The following is a 24,164-nucleotide window of genomic DNA, read 5'->3' as shown; positions in this document are numbered from 1 at the left end:
GTATAAAGTTCATTAACTTCAACACGTGGTGCATACACTGTGCCAGCCACCAAGCCCTGAACAATACCGAGTCGAAACCTGTCCGGACTTGCTTTTGTCGTGGCTGGCAAGGCATACTTACCCAGGCGCCTATCGCACCACTAAACAGCTATTTTCATACTTGTAATCAGCGAACCGAGCTCATGTCCGAACTTGAATCCGACAGCTTTGCAATCGTGCGATTGGCGACTCAGTTGGGTTTCATTCCTGCTGCGGTCGCCTCTGAGTTGCGGGAAAAGTCGAGCGCAGACTGCGCAGAATGGCTGGGACAACAAGACTATCTTGACATGCCAACGTTGTCGCTGTTGCGGGAATTGGCCGCTCGTCAACACGAATCTTTTCTGCAAACGGAACCCACGCAAGGCAATCCAAAACAAGAGATTCCGATCCCAGCCGAGGATCTTCGCGGCGGACACTCTGACGTTGATTTGGCACTCCACGATTTGGCACTCCAGGACACGCATCAGTCGAGGCTGGCTGATACGGCAGGAGAGGGTACGCTGACGCTCGACGTGGCGGGCCAATCAGCCAGCGCGAGTGCTGATGTCTCTTGGGACGTGTCAGTGTCGAACAAACAGATTGCGGAACTGGCCAGCGACGATCGTTTTGAAATCGTGAGGAGCCACGCGGAAGGCGGGCTGGGGCAAGTGTTTTTAGCGAACGATCGGCAGCTGCACCGAGAGGTGGCTCTAAAAGAGATCAAATCGCACTTGGTTGCTGACGAGTCGAGTCGTTCACGCTTCACGCTGGAAGCAAAAATCACGGGAAGACTCGAGCATCCAGGGATCGTGCCGGTTTACGCGTTGGGCAGCTACCCAGACGGGCGTCCCTACTACGCTATGCGATTCATTCGAGGAGATAGTTTAAAGCAGGTCTGTCGAGCCTACCACGACCGCAGGAAGAACGGCAAAGCAGAGGGGATCATTGAACTACGAAAGTTGCTGGGGCATTTTATCGACGTCTGCCAAGCGTTGGAATACGCCCACAGCCGTGGTGTGGTGCATCGTGACATCAAACCCGACAATATTATGATCGGTCAGTTCGGAGAAACACTGTTGGTTGATTGGGGATTGGCTAAATCCTTGAGCCGCAGCGGCGGACTCGATGCGGGTGAGGAAGGCGTGGAGGATACCACGCTGCCTCTAAATGACCTGAACGAGTCAAATCAGACTCAGCACGGCAGTGTACTGGGTACCCCATCTTACATGAGTCCCGAGCAAGCCCGCGGCGCGATTAACGAGTTGGGGCCAACCAGTGACGTATACAGCTTAGGTGCGACGTTGTGTTTTTTGCTGACTGGGCAACCTCCGGTGTCGAGGCAATCTGTTTTAGCAATGCTCGAGCAAGTGAAGACCGGCAAGGTTTTGGCTCCCCGTGACTTGCAGCCCGACGTACCGAAAGCACTAGATGCAATCTGCCGCAAGGCGATGTCGTTAGAAATTGAGAACCGCTATGAAAGTGCTGCTGCACTAGCAGGCGACATTGAGCGTTGGTTAGCCGACGAGCCGGTTGTGGCATATCGCGAAGGGAGCATTTCCAAGTCGGCACGCTGGCTGCGACGACACCGCGGCACGGCGGCCACCGCCTTAGTTGCCGGAGTGCTGTTAATCGTTTCATCATTGTTCGCGGTTTGGGTGGTCAACGGCTACCGCAGGGACGCCGAAAGACAACGCAGTTTGGCTGTCGCTGCGGCGGAGGCGGCGACCGAATTGGCCGAGACGAACGAGCAGTTGGCGGCCACCGAAAAAGTGGCACGCGATGAGGCCGACCAGCGAACGGCTGAGGCGGAAGCCGTCTCAGAGTTCTTGCTCGACATGTTTCGGCGTCCTAACCCCAGCATGAACGGGGCCAACGTGACGGTCAACCAACTGCTCGACGAGACCCTTAAATCACTGCCCGATTCTTTCCCCGATAACCTGCTGACCCGTGCAAAACTGGCAACCGTCTTGGGCACCACCTATCGCTCGTTGGGGAAGTACCAAGAATCAGTGCTGGCGAATGAACAAGCATTGCAGTGGACCACGGAAGCGCTCGGGGAAGAGGATTCGCAGACGCTGCTGGCACGCAACGAATTGGCGATGGCGCTATTCCGTCGCGGCGATCGTGATAATTCGATTGACGAGTTTCGAACCATTCTGGCATTGAGAAGAAAAGTGCTGGGGCTCGACCATCAATACACGATTGGTTCAATCAATAACCTCGCTTACGTGCTGCAGGAGTCAGGACAACTTGTGGAGGCGATTTCGCTATTTGAAGAGGCCGTTGAACGCCGCGTGAGGACCTTGGGCTATGAGAACACCGACACCTTGCAAAGTATGGGCAACTTGGCTCACGCCTACCTGCTGGGCGACGACGTCAAGCGGGCGACTGCGATGAATGAAGAAGTCTTACAGCGTAAACGCGATTATTTGGGGACGCGGCATACCGGTACATTCACCGCGATGCAAAATCTGGCGCTATGCTACATCCGGGAGAAAAAGAATGATGAAGCCGAAGCTCTGTTAAATGAAGTGATCCCCTTGATGATCGAATTTTACGGTGGAGACCATCCCAGTACCTTGAATACGTTGAGCGTGCTAACCGCCTTGTTAGTTCGCACCGATCGGGCGGATGAGGCGATTGCCTATCACGCCGAGATCTACGCTGGCCGTCTGAAACGTATTGGTTATGGACATCCGCAGATCTTGTCGGATGCCGAAAGCTGGATCACGGGCCATCAAGCGGCAGGACTTGAAGACGAATCAGTGAGGCTGGCGGAACAATTAACCGCGGAATTTGCTGAGCATCTTCCAGCCGAACATCCCAATCGTTTGGGGTTGCAGATTGCCTATGGAAAGGCATTGGATGTAGCCGGCCGACTTGAAGAAGCGGAACGCGTGCTGGAGGATGCCCAGCAAAACGCGTTTGCAGCGATTGGAGAGCGGGCATTGATGAGCCAGCGTGTGACAAATTACTTGATTACTTGTCAGATGAGTATCCAGAAATTCTCACAAGCCGAAGCCAACCTGCATCGGCTGCATCGAATCTTGCATGAGGAGTCTGCTAGCTTGCCGCCGGAAACGTTAAAGCTGCGCCAGACTAGCGTAAGAAATCGAATGAGGAAGTTGTATGAAGAATGGGGACAACCTGAGCTCTTAGAAATTTGGAACACGAGCTTTCCGGATTATCCCGCGCCGTTGGCAAAACCAGCGACGAACGATGAACACAACTAACGGGCTGCGTTGGTAAGCCCTGCCCGCAGCTCCCTATCATATCCCGTGGTGGCATCTAAAGTGAGAGAAACCCCATTTTGCCCCATCGCGGTGAGTTGTTTACCACTGGGGCTCCAGCGAACGGCTCGCACTGGGGCGGAATGGTCGATGTGGATGAGACGTCGCCCGTGGCTGGTATCCCAAATGATAATGCTTCGATCATCCCCTGCGGAAGCCAAGCGTGGTTCCGTTGGAGACGAATCGAGCGAATGCACGTGCGCCGTATGGCCGTAGAGCGTCGTTATTAACGCAAACGTCGTCGCATCGTAAATCATGATTCGGCGTTTTGACCCAGCCGCGGCGATCTGGTCTCCAGCGGCGTTCCAGGCCACCGCGAAAATCATCTCCTCGTCATCGGAGGGGATTTCGGCAAGCACCTGGCCGCTTTCAACGCTAAAGATCAGCAGACTAAAGCCCGCTCCCACGGCCACCCGAGAACCATCGGGACTCCATCTTGGCAAACAACGTAACCTGCTTTTCTGTGGTGAACTGATTGGAGCTGCCTTGCCTGTTAACAAGTCAAATTTCTCTAGCCACCAGCCGTCAGTCGCTTGCTTACCAACCATCAGCAGGTGGTTTTCAGCGGGCGAGACTTCCGCGAATGAGTAACCGTTTTGGAGTCGCTCTTCAGTAACGTGAAAAGTCTGCAGCGGTTGCTGGCCCGAACGATCACTGAGGGTTAGTTGCTTTCGGAAATTGGAAATAAATCTACCATCGGAGTCCCAGCCAAAGGGGGTTCCGTCAACTTGTTGGAATTGCTTTTCGGCCTGATTCGAACCGCTTTGAGTGATATCGATAATCGTAGCAGGAACATCGTTGCTGACAGCGACCAAAGTGCTGTCAGGCGACCACACGACTTCGCAAGTAGCCGTGCTGATCTGCGGAACGTGGTGCTGAATGATCCGTCGGGGGACAGTTTCATCTCGCCAACGCACAAGGCCTTGATCGGTGGCAAACGTGTAGAATTGTTGACTCCAAGGATGGAAGCCGAGCCAGCGGATCGAAGTTTGGTGGCAGAAACGGTGTTTTATAAAGCGCAGGTCGTCGGCAGCGACAATCCGTTGACTCCCCAGGTCACACCCCAGCGCCAGCTCGTTCTTCCCCGGTACCCATGCGACTGCGGTTATTCTTGTATCAAATACCGCATCAACCTGATCTTTACTCTCACCCGGTCGAGTCACCAGCACGCGATTATCGTACGTGCTGTAGGCAAGGCGATCCTCGACCGGATGCCAAGCGAGCGACAGTAACGGGTGGCTCTCCATCAGCTGAATATCCGTTATGTCCCAGCAACCTGTGTCAAAAAACATCACACCGGCCTGGGGCCCCCTAGTGACACCTACAGCCACGTGTCGCCCGCTGGACGAAACGGCTAACTGGGCACAGCCGGAATGTTTTGGGTATTTTTCAGCGATGTGAATCTCTCGGATCACTTCGCCGCTGACGGGATCCAGTAGGTAGAGGCGAGCATACTCCACATCGCTGTCTTTGGTAGCTAATACCAGTAGGTGCTGGTTGACCCAAACACACGATCTGGCCCAGGGAATTGAATGTGAGGCGATGATCGCAGCGGATCCATCGAGCGATAACAACTCCACGGTGGATTGTTCACGAGTACGGCCATGATCGACAACCACGGCCAATCGAGTACCCCTTGCATCGTAGGCGATGTCGCTGATCGGAGCGGGGAAATCAAATTGAGCTCGTACGGAATCGGAGTCGGTATTAATAATATCGAGGAAATTACCAATTGAATATGCGAGCGAATTCTCCCTGGGATTGCACTGAATCAAGGAGCGATAGTAGTAATCTCCTACGGAAGCAATCACAGGTTCAGTTTGCCGATGCGCCAGCGAGTGTAACCAATACCACTCGAAACCTCGCAAGTCTTCTTCACTCGATTGGCCAGGCTCTCGTGTCTGTGGGTTCCACCTCTCCAACAATTGGACCAAGTTGGCCAAGCCCGTCGGTTGGTTGGATGCATCGGCAGCGAGTTGCATTTCGGCCGCATAGAGATTGCGCCGGTTTTCCGATGATGCAGCAAGTGCCTGCTTGGCGGCTTCTTGGGCTTGGGTGCTGAGTTCGGACTCGCGGATCGCCAGCCCGCGAAACTTAACCGCCGCGTAACTGCTGCCGATCAAGCCAGCAATCACCAATAAGATCACGGCGGCGAGCGAACTTGCCAAAGTTCGGTTGCGGTCCGCCCAGCGCAGCAGTCGCTCCGGCCACAGCACTTTACGTGAACGAATTGGACGTCCTTGCACGAATAACGCAAGGTCCTCGGCCATTTCGCCGGCGGTTTGATAACGATAATTTGGCTCCAACGCTATCGATTTTTCGATAATCGTCTGCAGATCCCGCGGCACGGCGTGACAGTAATGATGCAAGGGACGCGGGCCTGAGGTTTGAAGCTGTTTTAAGACTGACAGCTGGTTGTCTCCGGAGATCGCTGGCCGCAACGCTAATAACTCATATAAAGTAATCCCCAGCGAATAGATGTCACTGCGACGATCGCAGAGCCCAGAAAAACGTTCGGGAGCCATGAATCGCAAAGTTCCAACCAGATCGCCGGTGCGCGTGAGGTCGCTTTCCGCTGTTTTCGCTAGCCCAAAGTCGGTGACCCAAACGCGTCCATCGGCATCAAGGATTAGATTCGATGGCTTAATATCCCGGTGGATAACATTCTTGCGATGCGAGTAAGCCAAGGCGGCTGCAGTTGCCCTTCCCAAAGCGGCCACTTGGCGAAAATAGTTTGCTTCCGACGCGACGGAGTAGGCTTGATCGACCGAGGTTGAGGATGGATCACCGGGTGATATCGATGGCTCTAAACCCTCGGGCAAACCATCTTGAATCAACATCTGAGAAAAAGATTTCGAAGCATCGTCGGGCTCAATAAAATAGCGTTCACGAAGTCGCTGAATAACTTCGTTAAGCCCGCAGCCACGAACGAGTTGCATGGTGTAGAAGTGCACGCCCGCATGTTCACCGACGTCAAAGACTGGCACAATGTGAGGATGCTGCAAGCTGGCGGCCGCGCGCGCTTCCAGCTCAAATCGCCGAACCGCCAGTTCATCATGCAGCAGACTCGGTGGAATTACTTTGAGAGCGACCACTCTGCCGAGCGCGCGTTGTCTAGCTTCATAGACAATGCCCATGCCCCCGGCACCAATCTGGCTGATAATTTCAAAGTCACCAAACTCGCGGGCCACCGCTAGAGAGTCGCCAATTGGTTGTGGCTGCGAAGCGTGTGAGGAACATGCCGTGTTGAGTTCCGTGATTTCACTTGCCAAGAAACGCACAGTGTCTAAGACCAAGCGAATGTCGTGCTCCAATTCGGGCGCTTGGGCGACTATCTCATCAATCGTTACGGACTCCCCCGCCCGCACTCGCGAGAGGTACTGTTCTGCTAACTCATCAAGACGTTCATCAACGCTTTCGTTATCTCGATCTTCTTGCGGTTCGTCCCGTGGAGCATTCACGACGTACTCCAACCCAGTTTTTCACCAAACTGCTTTCTCAATCGTCGCAAGGCTCGAATGAATCGGCGGCTAGCCTGATGTTTGGTGAGTTCCAAGGTCTCGGCAACCTCGACGTTGGTCATCGACTCGAAGATTCTCATCATGATGATTTCGCGATCAAGCTCGTCCATAGCGTTGATGACGGCATGCACCTGCTCACGCTCTTCCTGACGGATGGCTTGGTTTTGCACCGATGAGAGTTGATCCACCAGGCTCTCCGCCAAGGCAGCTTGGAATTGCGACCCGGAACTATCGTGATGCAGTGAAACATCGCGCCGTGCATCTCGCTTGAGCGTCCCGATTTGTTGACGGTGGATCGTATAAAGCCGCTCGACCGTTACCAAACGAAACCACACGAATATTGACATCCGCCGATCTGCTGCGACTTCTGGAAGGCGCTTGGCAACATCGAGGAATGCCTCCTGCAAGACGTCGGAAGCATCGACTCGTCCTTTCAACTGTGGCGCCATCCGTAATTCAATGATGCGACGTAAACGCGGGCGATATCGCTCAAACAGTTGGCCGAGAACCTCTTCACTCGCATCCGCAGTAAGCATTAGGTGCGAGTCATTGCTGTCGGAAGAGTCTTGATCCATTACAGCACGGGACAGATTCATAACTTGTCTGCTGATAGGGGGTGACCGACACACCGGAACTCTGTTTTTGACGATAGCGACAGATAGTTGCCGTGTCCAGCGCCAGTCGATGTCCCTCACTCCATTTCCCCGCCAGTCCATTTCCCCGCCCTTGGGCAGCGGAACGCATGTGCGAATGCTAGCGGTTGTCCGCACTGCGGGAATTGCGATGCATGCAACGATCTCACAAAGGATGTTACTTGAGCTATTTGTACTTTTTTGAAAAATTTTCAATTTTTGTCGCGACAGGCTGCCCCAGAAAGCAGGTATTCCCTCGGCACTCTATAGCGGCATCGGACCACACCCCCCGCTTGTGAGTAGATTGCCAGGCCTCCCGCAGCGAGTTCAGGAAATTCCGCCTCCGAGCGCGAACGGATTCACGAAGTGCCGTAAATCACGCATTTTTATCACTGACGATACGTCGCCAACAAGGTCTTATTCATGTCGCGAGACGCTTCACGCTCAGGTCGTTCCCTCCGGCTGCCTCGTCGTGCCCAAAAATCAGGGTTGCGAAGAAATTCGCTTTCCTCTGTGCGACGACGTCGACAATTGTTGGAACAACTAGAGGCTCGCCAAATGTTGGCCGCCGACGTTGAGTTGTCGCAGCCGGTCCAAGATCAGCTTGTGTATACGCTCCGCTCTTTGGACGCGGCCGCTGACGCGATTGCCGGAAATCCGCTATTGGAAAGGGCTTTGCCAGCGACCGGCCAGTCGTTGAACGACTTGCTTGATGTTGCTGGAACCAACGGCGACTGGGGCGATCTACTAAGATTCGAGCAAGTGGTCGTCGACTATTTTGAAAGCTTCGATCCATCGAGTCCGCTGTACGATCCGGCGACCAGTGGCACGCAGCCGACCGCTGGCGGACTCCGCGATGTGTTGGCCAATTCATTGCAGCTCGATTCAGCCGGCGCATTTGTGGGACGCGACGCCAATCCTCCGTTGATTGTCAGCGCGGATTTGGATCCTACGACCAACGTGTTGCGTTTTGACTTTACCTTGGCTGCCGATGCGGACACGAATGTACCGGCGGAATTCTCGCAGCTTGGGGCCGACTGGAACGATTTGGGAATCGAATTCGCGGCGGGTGCCAATTTGCAGCTGACCGCCACGGCCGACGCGACGTTCGCTTTTGGAATCGACCTTACAGAGCCCACCGGGCTGAATCCGTTTTTTGAACTGACTCAGTTTGACGTGGCTACTTCGTTAGACGGGGCCGGGGCAAATCTCGATTTCGGGATCGGCCCCGTCGACGGAGTCATCAACGCCCAAACATTGCTCTTATCAAGCCAAGCATCCATCGGGTTTGAAGACTCAGCCAATCCATTTGATGAGCGGGTGACGGTGGCGGCGAGCGGTACGCTCAATCTAGACTTTGACTTTGATGCTAGCTTGTATGGCAACGCTTTGGTCGATCCTAGCCAAGCTGGCGAGCTACCAAGTTTTGCGGCCATTGATGGCAATCTCTTCGATAACACGGCACCCCAGTTTACGCTCGATGTCGAACCGCTGGTGATGAGTTTGTCAGCTCAGCACGTCATCGATGGACTTCGCAGTTTGGCCGACTGGGTTGATGAGGCGACCGCCGGTGAAGCGTTGGATGTGCCGATTCCGCTGATCAACCAAACCGTCGCCGAATTGCTCAGCGCGAATACCGAACCTCGCCGCTTTGGACCGGATGATATCGTCGCAATCTCCGCGCCGGTCGACGATGGTACCCATTGGCGGGTAACTGCAACGCTCGACACGACGACGGCAACTCCGGCCAGCTTGGGTATCAAACCGGGTGATACCGTGCGGTTCTTGGCTGCCAGCGGCGATACGTTGCCGGCCCAAGTTGAGACGCTGACGGGCGGAGAAGTCACTTTCATCTATGCCAACTCATCAAGCAACCAGCCAAACGTCACCGTTCCCGAATTGACTTTTGAAGTCAGCGCAACGATTGGCAGCCAATTGCGGGCGGCGCTATCAAGGTTCAGTGCCGACGGAGCGCAAGCACCGGAACTCGGCGAATTGCTGGCACAGCTTGCTGACACACTGGGGATCGATTTTGGGGCAATTGATTATGACCCCATGACTAAACAGATGACGCTGACGCCGAGCTTCCAGCCGACTCCGCTGCTGGTCTCCACGCGTTTGGATTTGGGAGAAGAAGTAAGCGGTTTGGGCTTTAGCGCGTCGGGAGATTTCAATTTCAGCGTGACCCCAAATTTCCGTTTGCCACTGGGAATCAACCTGGACACCGATGCGGCGATTCCCAGCACGGACAGACTGTACGTTCGTGAGGATGCGGAAGCGGAGGTCCAAGTCCAGTTAGAAGCTCAACTCGACAACCCACAAGCCCGCGCTTCGATCGGTCTGCTCACAGCCGTGCTACGGGAAGATGGCGCGATCGCGGGCAACACGGGAGTCGTGTTCGACACCGATCTTGCGATCGATATTCGCGACCCCGGTACCGGTGCGGTGACTGGCGGAGCAACGATTGGCGAGCTACTAGGGCTAACCGACACGGCGGCCGCATTCAATCCGAGTTTTTCTGGGTCTTTGGATGTTCCGGGGGTGTTGATTGAGCCCGAGTTCGCTGGGGCTACCATCCCAGGCGCAATCGAACTGTTCACCACGACGGACGGCACGACACGGGAGCCGGCGGAATTTGCAGATATCAGTCAGCTGGTGACGCTTTTCGATCAAATTTCGATCGATAACACGCTTGGTGATTTCGACTCGCTGACCGCCGATGACATGGTCACGATGTTTACCAGGTTGGGAACAGCGATTGGCAACATTGCCGGCTCTTTGGATGTGCCAGACGGTATTCCCTTTGTTGATGCGGCGATCAGCGGTGTCATCGATTTTGCCGAAACCACGCGCGCGTTTGCTCGCCAACTTTATTTTAATCCCCGCCTGATCGCTGCTGACGAGATCCAAATCACCGATGGTCGGCTTTCGAGTGACGCGACGTGGATGCTTCGCATCGAAGGGGGCGAGCCGATCTTCGTCACCTTGCCCGCCGCGTCAACCGACGACAATCAGTCCATCGACGATCTGTTTATCGATCTTCAAGCTGCGATTGCCAATTCAGACGCGGACGGCTTGTTGGTTGCTGAGCGTCTGCAACCATCAGCAGCGGGGCAAATTGTTTCAATTGTGGACGTCTCCGGCGACAGCCTGAGTGATTCCGTCACGCCGCTACCAACAGGGTTTGCCCGTTACACCGTTACCTTTGATAGCGGAATCGACCTGTTCAATGCGGGCACACAGGTTGGCCAGGTGATCGAGTATCGCGATCTAAATGGTCAATGGCAGCGGGCCGCGATTGATGAAATGACGCGGCAAACCTTGAGCTTGCGGTTTGACACGGCCAGCCAAGCAGCCCCGCAGGTAGGTGCGGAGCGTTCGATTGCGCTAACAGATCGGGCCTTGAGCAACCATGTCGCGCTGCGTACGAGCAATCCCAGCGTTGGTATCTCCCTGGATGCCAGTACCGTGATGATCACGGCAGCGGATGACGCGCCATCACAATTAAGCGAAGACATTAGCTTCGCCATTGAGATTGACGGCACCTCCGTGCCAGTCACTCTAACGGCGGCAGCAACTGCCGATGCGATGCAGCCGGCTGACATGGTGCAGGCGCTAAACCGCGTGTTTGCGGAAACTGATTTTGATGATTCAGTAAAACTGAATGCCAAAGTCGTGGCCGTGCTGGTTGGGGACGCCATCCGGCTGGCCGCAGCCGAAGGCTCGATTCAGAGCCTGGCGTTGTCGGGAGCCCAAGGGCTCGGTTTCACGGCCGCGCAATCACAAGACGAAAACACCGCCGCGACCGAGCTGGGATTTGCCGCCGGTCAATTGGTCAGCGCGCGGTTCCGCGCCGGCACGATTCAAGATTTAGTGCACACGCTCAACGGATTGATCGAACAAGAGTTCGCGGGCAGTCCCTTCCAAGCATCACTCGGTTACACCGAGACACCTACCCGCGCGGTGACTTTCAATTTTGCCATTGCTGAAGAATTCAGCCAATCCATTGATTTGGACTTTGGCAACAGCCTTGATATCGGCTTTACGGATCTTAGCATTGCCGGTGGTGCAAACGCCAGCTTTACCGCTTCGGCCGGCATCGAGTTGGGCGTTGGGATTGAGCTAGACCCGATTGGCGCGGGGATGATAGTTGACGCCAACACGCTGCTGAGCGATTTGGATCAAGGGCGTGGTATTCGCTTTAAAGTCGGTTTGACTGGTGCGGAAGTACCATCCAGCGGACGCACTGAGCCAGCGACCGATTTGACGCTCGCTTTCGACGTGCATCGGTTTGGCAATCAAGTTGACAACGTTGAGGTGACTATAACCGCCGATATGGTGGCCGACAACTCGAACGTCAATGAGCTGGCGGCTGATCTCAATGCGGTGTTGGTAGGTTTCTTTACTGAGAATCTTACCGACCTCGAAGTTGTGGATGATGTCCCGCCGGTGGAAGTTCAAGTAGTCGATGGCCATCTGCGATTGGTAGCTCAGCAACAACGCATTAATGGATTAGAAATTACCTCAGCGACATCAGCATTTTTGGGGTTCACCGTCGGGGCTCAGAGTGAAGAAGCGGATTTGGTCTTTCATCTCCGCGATGGCAGCTCGTTTGAGGCCAACCTCGACTTCTCCGAGACACTTGGCGATGTCGCTCAACGGATCACGGATGCAGCTGGTGGCACATCTCGGCTGACTGTCGAGTACGTGGAAGATCGCTTGAAATTAGTCGATCAGACAACCGCTACTGGAGACAACACCTTCCGGATTCTCGCCGCCGGTGACGATGCGGGATTCAGTGCGGCTGGTACGACGTTGCAGATCTTGGGTGAAGTCGTCGCCAACGAGGATAACCCGGCAACGCCGGCAGATGAATCGAACGACGGGGACACCCGCCTCGGCGAACCGTTGTTTGCCGGCGTCTCGCTCGATCAATTCTTTTTTGATGTTTCCAAGAGCCGCATTTACGCGGATGTCACAGTCGCGGCGGATGACATCGACTTGGTAGCCGCCATGGGGATCCTCGAATTGGGTCTCAAAGATGGCAATATGAATTTCAGCATTGACGCGGGTGTTGACCTGCTCGACGTTGACAACCCCGATACGGCTGCCGACGAAAGTCAGGACGGGAAGTTGCGATTGAGTGATTTCTCGGTTGCAGGCTTCCGTGATCTGCTGGCACCGTCCTTTAATTACGGTGGTTCGGCCAGCTTGCCGATCGATGGATCGGCTCTCGCTTTCTTGCCCGGTGAATATCAGGAAGGTGGCACGAGTCCGCTGAGCATCGACGTGACGCTTTCCAACGAAGCGGGATCGCTGCGACCAGTGGTGGATTATTCCGTTGAGAATTTTGAAGCCGCCCTCAGCGGGTTTAAGAACTTTTCGCTGAGTGACATGGTCGGCGTGGTTCGACGCGTTATTGACCTCTTGCAAGACAGCGACATCGAGGGGCTCAACACGCCAATTCCAGTTGTCAACAAGACACCCAATGACATTCTTCAAGTCGTCGATGGCTTAACCGCGGCAGCCGATCGACTCTTGCAAGGCTTCGATGTGGAAGACCTGCGAACCAAAGTTGCCGAACTGGAAGAGATGCTCGACTCGCTAACGGGAACCCCCGACCAGAATGACGGTGTCGCGGATGGCGTTGCCGATATCAAAGCGGGCATCGATCCTGATTTTGAATTCTCAATCACCGGTCCCAATTTCGAGGGTGACACGGCGACAACCGAACGCATTGATAGCAACGCGTCGGCGGCGGAAGTTCAGCAAGCTCTCGAGGCGGCGTTGGGCAGCGGAGTGATCCAAAGTGTAACGGGAGTCCGCGGTGGCCCTTATCGTATTACGTTCGACCCCAGCCAAGGTGACGCGGAGCTGTTAGATGGCCGGAGTTCGTCGGGTGCCCGGGTGCAGATTAGCGAGGAAACAGCCGGTGACGGCACGACCGGTGAAGTGCAACTGCTAAGTTTCAACACCAGCGGTGGTATCATCTCGGCAATTACATCGGCCCGTAACAAGGTGTTGGACTTGACCGACTCGGTTGGCGGAGTTGACCAAATTCTTGCCAAACTGGATGAGTTGCGAGGCTCGGTCGCTTCGCATCTCAACCTGGGAACCATCATTGGCGATGCGATTAAAACCGAGCTGCAACTTCCCGACGACGCGTTTGAATTGACATTGGACTTTGTCGACGCCGATAGCAGTCAAGCCGGTTTCCAAGCTGCGGCGATTGTCGGTTTGGAAGTGGCTAAATCACTGACTGAGACGGTCGACTTCGATCTGAACTTACCCAACTTGGGTCCGGTGACCGTGGAAAGCGGAGGAGAGATCGACTTTACCGTGGCAGGCCAGCTGAGCCTTGATTTTGGCTTTCGCTTTGATAGCTTTACCCCCTACCTGATGAACAGCACCAGCGTTAGTTTGGCCGCTGGCATCGATTCGCAATTGGGACTTTCAGCCGGCATTGGTGGGATTCGTGGTGACCTGACAGGACGTTTGCAGCTTCGCGGGGGCAAGACCGAAACAGTTCCCCAGTCAGTCACCACTTTTGTGCTTGAGGAAATTCCACTCGCCGATCTAGTAGTCGTTGCGGATGGTAGCGAAGTGCTGAAGCGAGGCAGTTCGCTGAGCGATCCTGACACTGATTACACGCTCGACGTTTCCACGACTCCGCCGACGATCGAGTTCAAGACAGCCACGTCCGCCGACGTGACCGTCCAGTACGCGTCAGATTCCACCGCCGACACGGCCCAGATATCACTTTCGGTCGATCCAGCGCTGCAGCCATCGGATGACAATACCATTGGGGGCATACCATTCAGTCAATTGTTCTCCAGTGCCACGCCACTGAGTGACAAGCTTGAGTTCGATATTGATGGGATTGCGATCGCGGCGCTCGATGCGGGCCTGGCGGGAATCCAAGTGGATGATGCGATTTCGGTGACTTTGAGTTTGGATCATCCCACCTCACCACAAGTTCGCTTTGATGGAATCACTGATTATCTCTCCAGCTTGACCGATCTCAGCCAACTGAGCTTAGGACAGATCATTGACGGAGTCCGTTCGGTGCTGAACATGGTTGAGTCGGGACTGCAGAGTGATCTCCTGGAAGAGTTACCGCTGATCGGTGACGGGGTTGACCTCAGTTCCAGCTTCATTGGGGACCTAAAATCTGCCGTTGAGGCTTTGGAAGATGTGATCCTGGGTGCTAGCGGAGCGCTCGGCGCGTTAACGGCAGAAGTGCAACAGACTATTTTCCAGACACTAGGACCCGCTGGAGCTGGGATCCTGAGGCTTGATCCGTTATTCCATGACGACCCGAACGTTCCCAACGCTCAAGAACAACACCAACCTGATTTCCGAGACGTCGAGGTTTTTGTTTCGGATCCATTAACGACGGCTCCCGAAGATCTAGAGTTCTTTATCAACTTGAACATCGCTGGCCGCGATGTGATGGATGTGGATTTTGACCTCGGGCTCGACGCGTTCGTCTTCGAACTAGAAACCGAAGGTGGTTTGGAGCTAAGTTGGGAATACGGCTTCGATTTCGGTTTCGGCATTAATTTGCAACGCGGTTTCTACTTTCAACTGAACCCCGATGTGACCTACGATGAAGGTCTTCCCAGCAGTGGAACGCCTGAGATTCGCTTGTCCGCCGATGTCAGCTTAAAGCCTGGCACATCGCTCAGCGGCGAGTTGTTTTTCCTCAACGTGTTGGCTGAATCAAATGCCATCGAAGATTACAACCGCGACGGGATTATCAATGATGGATCCACTGAAATCGGCCATGGACCATTACTTGATGAAATAGGGGACAACATTGATTACGACCGTGACGGCACCATTGGTGGATTGGTAAGTGAATCCGATAGCAATGGCGATGGACGGTTTTCCAAGGGCACCGGGTTATCGGGTGACCTGTTTATTGACATCGACAACCCGGACGATGATCCTGACAACCGTCTGACTTTCTCCGAACTGACGACCACTTCGTTCGGCGAACTTTTTAATGCGGGCATTACCACGGAGGCCTATGTCGATTTGCACTTGTCCGCCGACACTGATTTCGCGGGTCTACCTGCGATTTCAGCCGACTTGACGCTCGACTGGGCCATCGGCTTGACCACTCGTGATGGTTTGATCGGCGGCGGCTTGCCTGATGTCGTGTTGCACGATGTTACGCTGGATTTGGGCAGTTTCATCACCTCTGTGATCAGCCCGGTGTTCGAATATTTCGACACTTACGTGGGGCCGATTCGCCCGTTGGTGGAATTCCTGGCCTCACCCGTTCCCGGGCTAAATGATCTTTCGGAATTGCTGGACGGACCGCGGATCACTTTCTTGACGCTGGGAATTTTGGGCACAAGTCAAACGCAAGCCTCAATCCGCGCAGCGCAGCGGGCGAATCAGGTGGTCGGCTTAATTCAGAATGTCTTTGAGTTCTCCGATCAGGTCAACGCCGCGGCCCAAGACGGTGAAGATATCAAGATAAACTTTGGCTCTTTCTTCTTGACTGGCAAGCCGATCGATGTCGACAAAGTTGGCACAACCGCAGGAGCGAATAGTCGTGAGCGTGTCTTGCCGAGCAACCCTCGAACGGGCACACGTGTGGATGTCTATCGTAACGATGTGTTGGTGCCACGGAGCGACTATAAAGTTGTGCGCTACAAAGACGGCAACGACCGCAAGACGAAACTTGTTTTCAACACTGCGCCCTCGGGGACGATCACTGCCAGTTATACGACGACCGAGGGTGGCACGCGGGACTTAACCGACAAGGACGCGCCGGTTCAATATGATCCCAGCTTGCTGTCGAGTAACGTAACGCCGGGTGCTGACGGGGGAATTTCCCCCAGCGTACTGAATCAAACGTCGAACTCAGGCAAAAGCGGCGCGCAGAAGTCCCGGTCGATGTTGAATCGCCTGGGAGGTCGCCCCGACAGCAACGGAGACGGTGGCTTCGGGATCAAGATTCCCTTGCTCTCCGATCCCTCCAACATCTTTAAATTGTTTACTGGAGAAAAGGCCGACATCATACAGTGGGATATTCCCAGGTTGGACTTGGAAGTGCCGTTCCGCATGAAGTTTGGGCAGATTCCCTTCGCTCCGGTTCCTCTATACGCAACATTTGGTGCGAGCTTATCGGCCTTTATGGACTTTTCGATTGGCTTCGATACCCGCGGAATTGCCAAGACCGATAATTTCCTTGATGGATTCTACTTTGGCGACTTGGAAAACGTCACCAGTGGGGCGGATATCGATGAGTTCGGCATTGGGCTGGAGGCGGCCGTCGGTGCGGCGATTGACGTAGGTCTCGCGTCCGCGGGCATTGAGGGCGGAGTTCGTGCCGACTTAGGCTTTAACTGGAATGACTTGGACGGCGACGGAAAGATCTACCTTGACGAGCTGGGGGATCTATTCCAATTGCGCCCCACGCCCAGCACGGGGGCAGACTTTCCCGGGATGTGCGTCTTCGATGCCACAGGCACGTTAAGTGTTTTCGTAAGAATTTACTATGACGTATTCCTGTTCGGTGGCGATTCGTTTGATCTCTTAAATGAAGAGATTTTCCGTTTTAATCATTCGTGCGTCGCCCCTGGTTTGGCTGAGTTAACCGAGGGCAATGGTCCCTTTGAGGAGGGGACGCTGGTGTTGTTCGCCGGCGACCGGGCTGAGGAACGCCAAGGGCTGTACGGTGACGACATCAACGAACGGTTTGATGTGTCTCAGTTCGTCGACGAAAATGACGAGGTCGTGACTCAAGTTACTTTCCATTATATCAATCGCGATAACGATCCTGATACCACCACGCGAACATATACCGGTGTGCGGCAGATCTATTTTGACGGTGGCAGCGGCAACGACGTTATCAATATTGACGACAGCGTAACCATACCCACGCGGCTCATTGGCGGGATTGGTAATGACACTCTTACCGGCGGCAGCGGACCGGACATCATCGTCGGTGGATTTGGTGATGATATTTTGGTGGGGCAAGGTGGCAATGACCGCTACGTCTTCACAGACAATTGGGGCCGCGATGTCATCACTGAAATCGCCGGCGGGCCGGATGGCGGTGATCTGCTCGATCTCAGCGGCGTGACAACGTCGCTCGATGTCCGCTACGGATCGATCACGGTGACAAGTGGCGCGAATCGGATTGATGGTGGCACCAACGGTGCTGGCCAACCTGTTGGCGCGGTCGGTATTGAGCGGGTGATTGCCGGAACGGGCATCGACACTTTGACCGCCACGCAAGTGGTGGGTGAGGGGACTGAGAACACTTGGAATCTGACCGGGCGTGGGCGAGGAAATATTAATGGAGCACTGCGTTTTGATGGCTTTGAGAATCTCACCGGTGGGTCGCAAGTCGACCGCTTTATCATTGATCAATCAGATCGCCTATCGGGGACGATTGATGGTGGTTTGGGAATTGACACCTTGGACTACCGCAGTTGGACTTCTCAAGTCATCGTGAACCGAGAACTGGGCGCGGCGAATGCGATTGGTGGATTTACCGGTATCGATCGCGTGCTTGGTGGTCATTCGCCAGCTGACACGCTGATCGGCCGAAACGTGGACGCCACTTGGAGTTTGACTTCCAACGACTCGGGCTCGATTTCCGATGGCGGCAGCAGCGTTGATTTTGACTTCTCGAGTTTCGAGAATCTGACGGGCGGTACCGCGGATGATGCGTTTGTGATTTCAGCAGGAGCCCAATTGACCGGTCGGTTATTGGGTACATCAACAGTTGGAGCGAGTGATTCGGACCACGTCGACTTCGCGGGGCTTAGCAGCGGGTTGCGGGTCGAGGTGAGTGGTATCAATCAGGGGCTCGTGCGAACAAGTGCCAACCGGCTTGTGGAGTTTGAGTCGATTGAAAATGTGACCACCGGCTCGGGTACTGATCATATTGTGATGGCTCCACTTTCGGGGATTACTGGCCAAACAGACGCCGGCCCAAGTTTAGCCGATCACCTTGACTACTCGGCTTGGACGACCCCGGTGCAAGTGAACTTGAACAGCGAGTCGAACAACACCGGCACGGTTCGCGGTGTGGAACGAGTCACTGGTGGTTCGGCTGGCGATACGCTCACCGGCAATCAAGCTTCCAATTGGCTCTTCGGACTGGGGGGCAATGACCAGATCGATGGTCGCGGTGGAGACAATTTACTGGTCGGTGATACGATCTCCCCCAATGCCAATCAGGCGGTCTTAAGTTCGATTCGCACGATCGGGACGCTGGCCGGTAATGACACGATTCGCGCTGCCGGTGGCGACAACTGGATCATTGCCGGATTGGGAAACGATACGGTGATAGTTACCGGTAATGGAAATAATGTCATCGCAGCTGACACCGCCCTACTCCGTCTCTCTGATGACGAAGTCTTGTCGATCCAGAGCATTCAACCAGCCGATGGTGGACGTGACAGCATCACCACGGGTGGCGGCAATGACGTCATCCTCGCCGGCGGAGGTAACGATGCGATCGAGACCAGCGGTGGCGATAATGTTATCGTTGCCGACCGTGGTGGGGTCGACTTCTTAAATGGTTTGCCGGTCAGAGTGCAGAGTACGTTCTCGCTCACCGCGGGCTTAGATACGATCACCACCGGCGCGGGTAACGATGTCATCATCGGTAGTGGCGGAAATGATCAAATCACTGGGGATGCTGGTCATAACTTGATATTTGGTGATGACGGCCAATTTTTGCTCAGCAATGGCACGCTCTTGCAAGCGACCCCAGCGCTAACGATTTTCGATGGTGATGACACGATCACCACGCTATCAGGTAACGATCGCATCTTTACCGGCAACGGTGATAACATCGTGTTTGCGGGTGGCGGCAATGATGATGTGATTGGTGGTGCCGGAATTGACTTGCTCCGAGGTGAAGGGGGTGACGATTTTCTAGTTGGCATGCTTGGCGACGATACCATCGAGGGTGGCGATGGCAACGACGTGATGTTTGGTGGCAGTCCGATTGGCAATCGTGGTAACTACCAGCTGGGCACGGACGACTTCGTCTTGCCTCCGGACTTCATTGATACGGAGAACCGCTTCTCCAGTAACCCGGCATTATTCGGGCAACCCGGGATTACCTCCGGCGGATATTTGCCGGCGATTTTGATCACTCCCGCCATCTTTGCTGGGATGACCATTGACGGTGACGCAGCCGACGGTCGCGATATCCTGACGGGAGGCAGCGGCCATGATGTGATTCTGGGCGGTTCTGACGCGGACGAGATCAGCGGTGGAGACGGTGCCGATTATATCGACGCCGGAGCGGGCAACGATGTGCTGGTCAGTGGTGGTCTCGGTGACGACGTTATTCGCGGCGGTGCGGGCGATGACGTGCTGCACGGTAATGAAGGCATCGATCAAGTCTACGGGGATGATGGGGCTGACCGAATTTTTGGTGACGCGGGAGATGCCTTTGGGAACCAAGCTGGTCAGCGTCTGTATGGCGGGGCTGGTCGAGACACGTTATTTGCCTACGCGCCCGAGATCTTAAACTTTCCGCAGTTCACTGCTCAGCTGGGTCTAGCGGGCGACCAGTTACTGGGAGGTTCCGGAGGGGACTTTTTGTACGGTAACGTTCGCCGCGAAGTGTTTGATGGCGGTGCGGGTAACGACTTCATCGCAGGTGATTTCTTCATTGGCAGTGGCTACGACGATCACATTGACGCCGGGCTTGGTACCGAAGCCGATGTTGATGGGGCTGACGACGTCATGTTTGGTGGCTCGGGCGAGGACCAAATGTACGGCGGTGGCGGCGATGACTCGATGTGGGGTGGGCCTGGTACCGACTATATCGATGGCCAGGACGGCAACGATCTAATGTACGGTGGGGCTGGGATCGACCTTTTCGTGCTTCCAACTTCGTTGGGAGCGGCGGGCAATTTCGATAGCGGCGTTGACACGATCGACGGTCACTTTGGAAACGAGTCGGAAGGAGATTTCGCGGACGATAACGCGACCGATGTGTTGACCGTCAATGGAACCACGGCTAACGATACGATTTTAATTGGGCAACGCAACGGTGAAGCGTCGGTGCTTTATAACGGCACGCCTATTCCTGTTCGCATGTTGGATGCGAATGGGGAATTGTTAATTGAACAGTTCCGTATCGCCGGTCTGGCGGGTAATGACACGATTGGATTCTACACCCCTGAAGCGATCCAGTCGGGATGGATCTCTCCGATTGTAAATCCCAGCGGATTTAGCACGTTGGATGTTTCCCAGCTTTCGGAACGCTCTCGTGATTACGCGGGCGTGTTTGACGGCAACAGCGGTAATGACGTGTTGTTGGGCTCGAGCGGGCGAGACCAACTCGACGGTGGCCTCGGCAGCGATGTGCTGCTGGGCTTCGGTGGTGACGATCGTCTTTGGGGTGATTTGGGCGAAGGCTCCACACGCGACGTTGATACTCTGTACGCTGGCCAAGGTAATGATGACCTGGTCGGCGGTCGCGGCATGAATCGGCTCTACGCTTGGAGTTTCGCTCCAGAATCGGGGGGTGAATTCGGCATCTTTGTCAATGAGCTGGGACAACTTGTTACTAACGACGGGGACCTCAATAACAACGGCATCCTCGATCTCGATGATGGCTCCCCGAACGGACCTTATCGACTTCCCTATCCCGCCGAGATCACTGGCTTAAACCGCATGCTGGGTGGCGAACAGAGTGATTTTCTGTTCGGTGGTACGACGCTCGATTTCATGTATGGCAACGGCGGCGACGATCTGCTGTTCCGCTCCGACGGCAGCACATTTGAAAGCATGGACGGAGCGCTGGCTGGTGATGAGTGGAAGGAGTATGCCCGCGAGTCAGACCAAGTCTGGTATGTGGGCGGTACCAACGCCAACGACCGCATCAACGTGGACTTTGTCACCGAGCCGGGCATCCTCACCGACCATCACTTGGTCACGCGATTGACGGAGAACAATGGGAACTTTAGTTTCGCCGCCCAGATCAGACTCGACTTCGAAGCCACCGATAGCAGTGGCGCGCCCATTTGGGATCCAGAAGGCTTACAGTTCCGACTTGATCAATTGCTGGCTGAAACCGATCCGGAATTGCGTCGCGAGGCGCTCGAGGAGATTGCCGCTCAGAACGATGGCAGCACCGTCGAAGAAGAAGCATTGGCTGCTATCATTCCCCCAGAAGGTGATTTTCTAGTGATTCTGATCGACGCGCTCGGTGGAAATGATCAAATTACCGTTGGCCCCACCGTGCAGAAGTCGGTTTGGATTGACGCGGGTGCTGGCGATGACGTGGTGGAGATTTTGGCTGGCAACGCGATTTTGGTCGACCAAGCTGAGGCATCTCGAAGTGCGAGCGGGCTGCGAGGCCGGAATGATTCAAGTGAGTATGCCTACTCGCTATTCGGCCCCGGTGAAGATGGTTTAACCGCTTTTGAAGACACTCCGCTGTCGGCCGACGGTATTGAGTTCAATGGTTTCACGATTGACAATCCCGAAGACAGCGATTGGTTCTCGTTCCAACTTGAACAAGGGCATGTTGCCAGTTTCCTGGAGGACTTCCAACCCAACACACCCGCAGCGGGCTGGCAGTATCTTTGGAACGCGCCGGCCGGGTGGACTCCCAGCGGTGACTCGGGAGATGGAGCCAGCGGTGCCATTGGTGATCCGGCCAACTATCGTCAGTTGATCGCCAACGGTGATGGGTACACGGCGGATGGTGATGCGATCAACGCCAACAACTTGCCCTCGAATTACCTGCGAGTGCGGCCCGACGGTAGCCATCCTGGGATGGGGGCGAGCCAAGCGGGCGGTGTCGGCAATACGCTAGATCGCTTCGTGATCTATGCCTACACGGTACCGGCCAACGGAGCTTACGCAATTCGCGATGGCGAACTGAGCCATGGCTATGGCTTCAACAACGCGCTGCGGTTAATCGTACACGTTAACGATAACGCACCACTGTTGAATACCACCAACACGGGCAGCGATACGCCATTCTCTGTCCAGCTTGGAAACCTTGTGGCGGGCGACACGGTTTACGTGGCTGTCGGGCCCAATGGTGTCGACAACGGCGATGCCTTTACGATTGATTTCTCAGTGGCTCAGCTTATTCCCTCCAAGATCGAGCTGGCCAGCGGCTCGCCGATCGACAACTTGGGGTTGGCGATTTTCGCAGCGGGGGACGATGTCACCGCGGAGGAGAATCAAATCAACGCCGAGACATATTCATCAACCGGAGATGCTGCCAGCATTTCATTGGCTGGACTCGACCCTGACAAAGTCTATTGGTTGCGAGTTGACAGCCCTCAACTTGTTCCGACAATCTACGACCTCCGTTTCAATCTCTCGGACACGTCGGACGAAGCACTGATCAGCGAGTTGCCGCGGATCGAGATGAATCTGCGCGAGGATATTACCCGTCGCGATGTCATCTTGGGTGGCCCTGGAGATGATATTCTTCGCGGCGGAGCGGGTGAGGACTGGATATTTGGAAATGATGGTAATGATGTGCTGACCGGTGGTTATGACCGACAAGCAAGTGATTTGCTGTTCGGCGGCGACGGCAATGATACGTTCCAAATCATTCCCGATGCGTTGCCCCTACTGGGCAACCAGCCCAATACCGTCTTCAACCCAGCCCTGGCAACAACGTTGACCACGCAAAGTGATCAATTCATCGGCGGCGCCGGATTTGACCGCGTGCTATTCCTCGGTGGCGATAAGGATCGACGCGGGTTTGATGTGCCCGATTATGCTGCGATCAAATATGACACGGGGCTGCATCGCTATGAGTTTACCAGCCTGGTTTGGGACATTGGTACGCAGTCTTATCAAACGGTGACTGACGCGAATGGCCTTGAGGTTTATCGACGCGAACACTTGTTCTATCAAACGCGCGACGTTGAAGATACTCAGTTCGTGTTGCGTTCGGGCGACGATGTGCTGCGGGCCGATCCTGAATTTCAATTCTTGCCGCTGATTCAGACAGCCCTTGCGCATCGGTATAGCTTTAACGAAACCAGCGGAGAATTTGTTGATTCGATCGGCGGCGCGAATGCAGTGCTGGTCGACCAATCCGGTGCCGGAACCTCGGCTGGTGGCGGTGGGCACGTCCGCAGCGGCGGCCAAGTTGTCTTGGCTGGCGGCGCGCACGCCACAGCCGACTATATCGAACTGCCCGATACGATCCTCTCGGGGCTGACCTCTGCCACGTTTGAGTTCTGGGCGACACCGCGGAGCGTCCAAACATGGTCACGAATTTTTGACTTTGGCGCTGGGAACAATGAATTCTTCACGTCGACTTGGTCACGCGGTGATCAAGCGGGAACCGATCACGTGCGCTGGCGAGATCTCGGCGTTTCGGGAGCAAATGATAGAATCATTGATGATGCGTTCAGCCCGTTAGATTTGAATACCGAAGTGCAACTCGCCTATTCGGTTGAAGAGAACTTCGGTCCAAACGGTGAAACCCGCTTGAGGCTCTTTAAGAATGGCCAACCTGTTGGCGAGTTTTTGACCGACAACACCTTGAGCGAGCTGACACCGGACAACAACTGGCTGGGTAGGTCCAAGTTCCCAGTGGATGACACGGCAAACGCCGCCTATAACGAATTCCGCATCTACAATCGAGCACTCACCGAGGGTGAAATTGCCTACACCCATTCCAAGGGCCCCGATGTTGATTGGGTTTCCAATGTCGACGAGTACGGGATTGA

The 24,164-nt window shown here is 55.0% G+C and carries 4 protein-coding genes (1 of these 4 only partly in view); 2 read left to right on the top strand and 2 right to left on the bottom strand.

The features are described from left to right. The first annotated feature begins 182 nt into the window (after positions 1-182). Positions 183-3,251, top strand: a complete 3,069-nt coding sequence (locus tag SH139x_RS13005) for a protein kinase domain-containing protein (RefSeq protein WP_488355634.1) — start codon at positions 183-185, stop codon at positions 3,249-3,251. Here SH139x_RS13005 and SH139x_RS13000 read toward each other — a convergent pair. Together SH139x_RS13000 and SH139x_RS12995 are read right to left on the bottom strand one after the other, a co-directional pair. Beyond that, positions 3,248-6,769 (bottom strand): protein kinase domain-containing protein, encoded by a 3,522-nt coding sequence (locus tag SH139x_RS13000; RefSeq protein ID WP_488355633.1) that lies wholly within the window; start codon positions 6,767-6,769, stop codon positions 3,248-3,250. The two genes, SH139x_RS13005 and SH139x_RS13000, sit on opposite strands and share 4 nt — an antisense overlap. Continuing rightward, positions 6,766-7,425: a sigma-70 family RNA polymerase sigma factor gene (locus SH139x_RS12995; protein ID WP_488355632.1), complete on the bottom strand. Its 660-nt coding sequence runs from the start codon at positions 7,423-7,425 to the stop codon at positions 6,766-6,768. The genes SH139x_RS13000 and SH139x_RS12995 overlap by 4 nt, the downstream gene beginning before the upstream one ends. 549 nt (positions 7,426-7,974) lie before the next feature. Between SH139x_RS12995 and SH139x_RS12990 the strand changes: the two genes are divergently transcribed. Beyond that, positions 7,975-24,164, top strand: partial view of a LamG-like jellyroll fold domain-containing protein gene (locus tag SH139x_RS12990; protein ID WP_488355631.1) — the 5' portion only. The gene runs 15,259 nt beyond the window's last position; the window shows 16,190 of its 31,449 coding nt (coding positions 1-16,190); its start codon is at positions 7,975-7,977; the stop codon falls past the right edge of the window.

The sequence above is a fragment of the Kothea flammea genome (assembly GCF_052161645.1).
Lineage (GTDB): Bacteria > Planctomycetota > Planctomycetia > Pirellulales > Pirellulaceae > Laterigemmans.
Note: the sequence above shows the minus strand (reverse complement) of the source record. Positions and strands in the feature narration are given on the sequence as shown.

Bases quoted from the DNA above. Each gene is read 5' to 3' on its own strand.
- SH139x_RS13005 (WP_488355634.1), top strand. From the start codon at position 183: ATGTCCGAACTTGAATCCGACAGCTTTGCAATCGTGCGATTGGCGACT.
- SH139x_RS12995 (WP_488355632.1), bottom strand. From the start codon at position 7,425: ATGAATCTGTCCCGTGCTGTAATGGATCAAGACTCTTCCGACAGCAAT.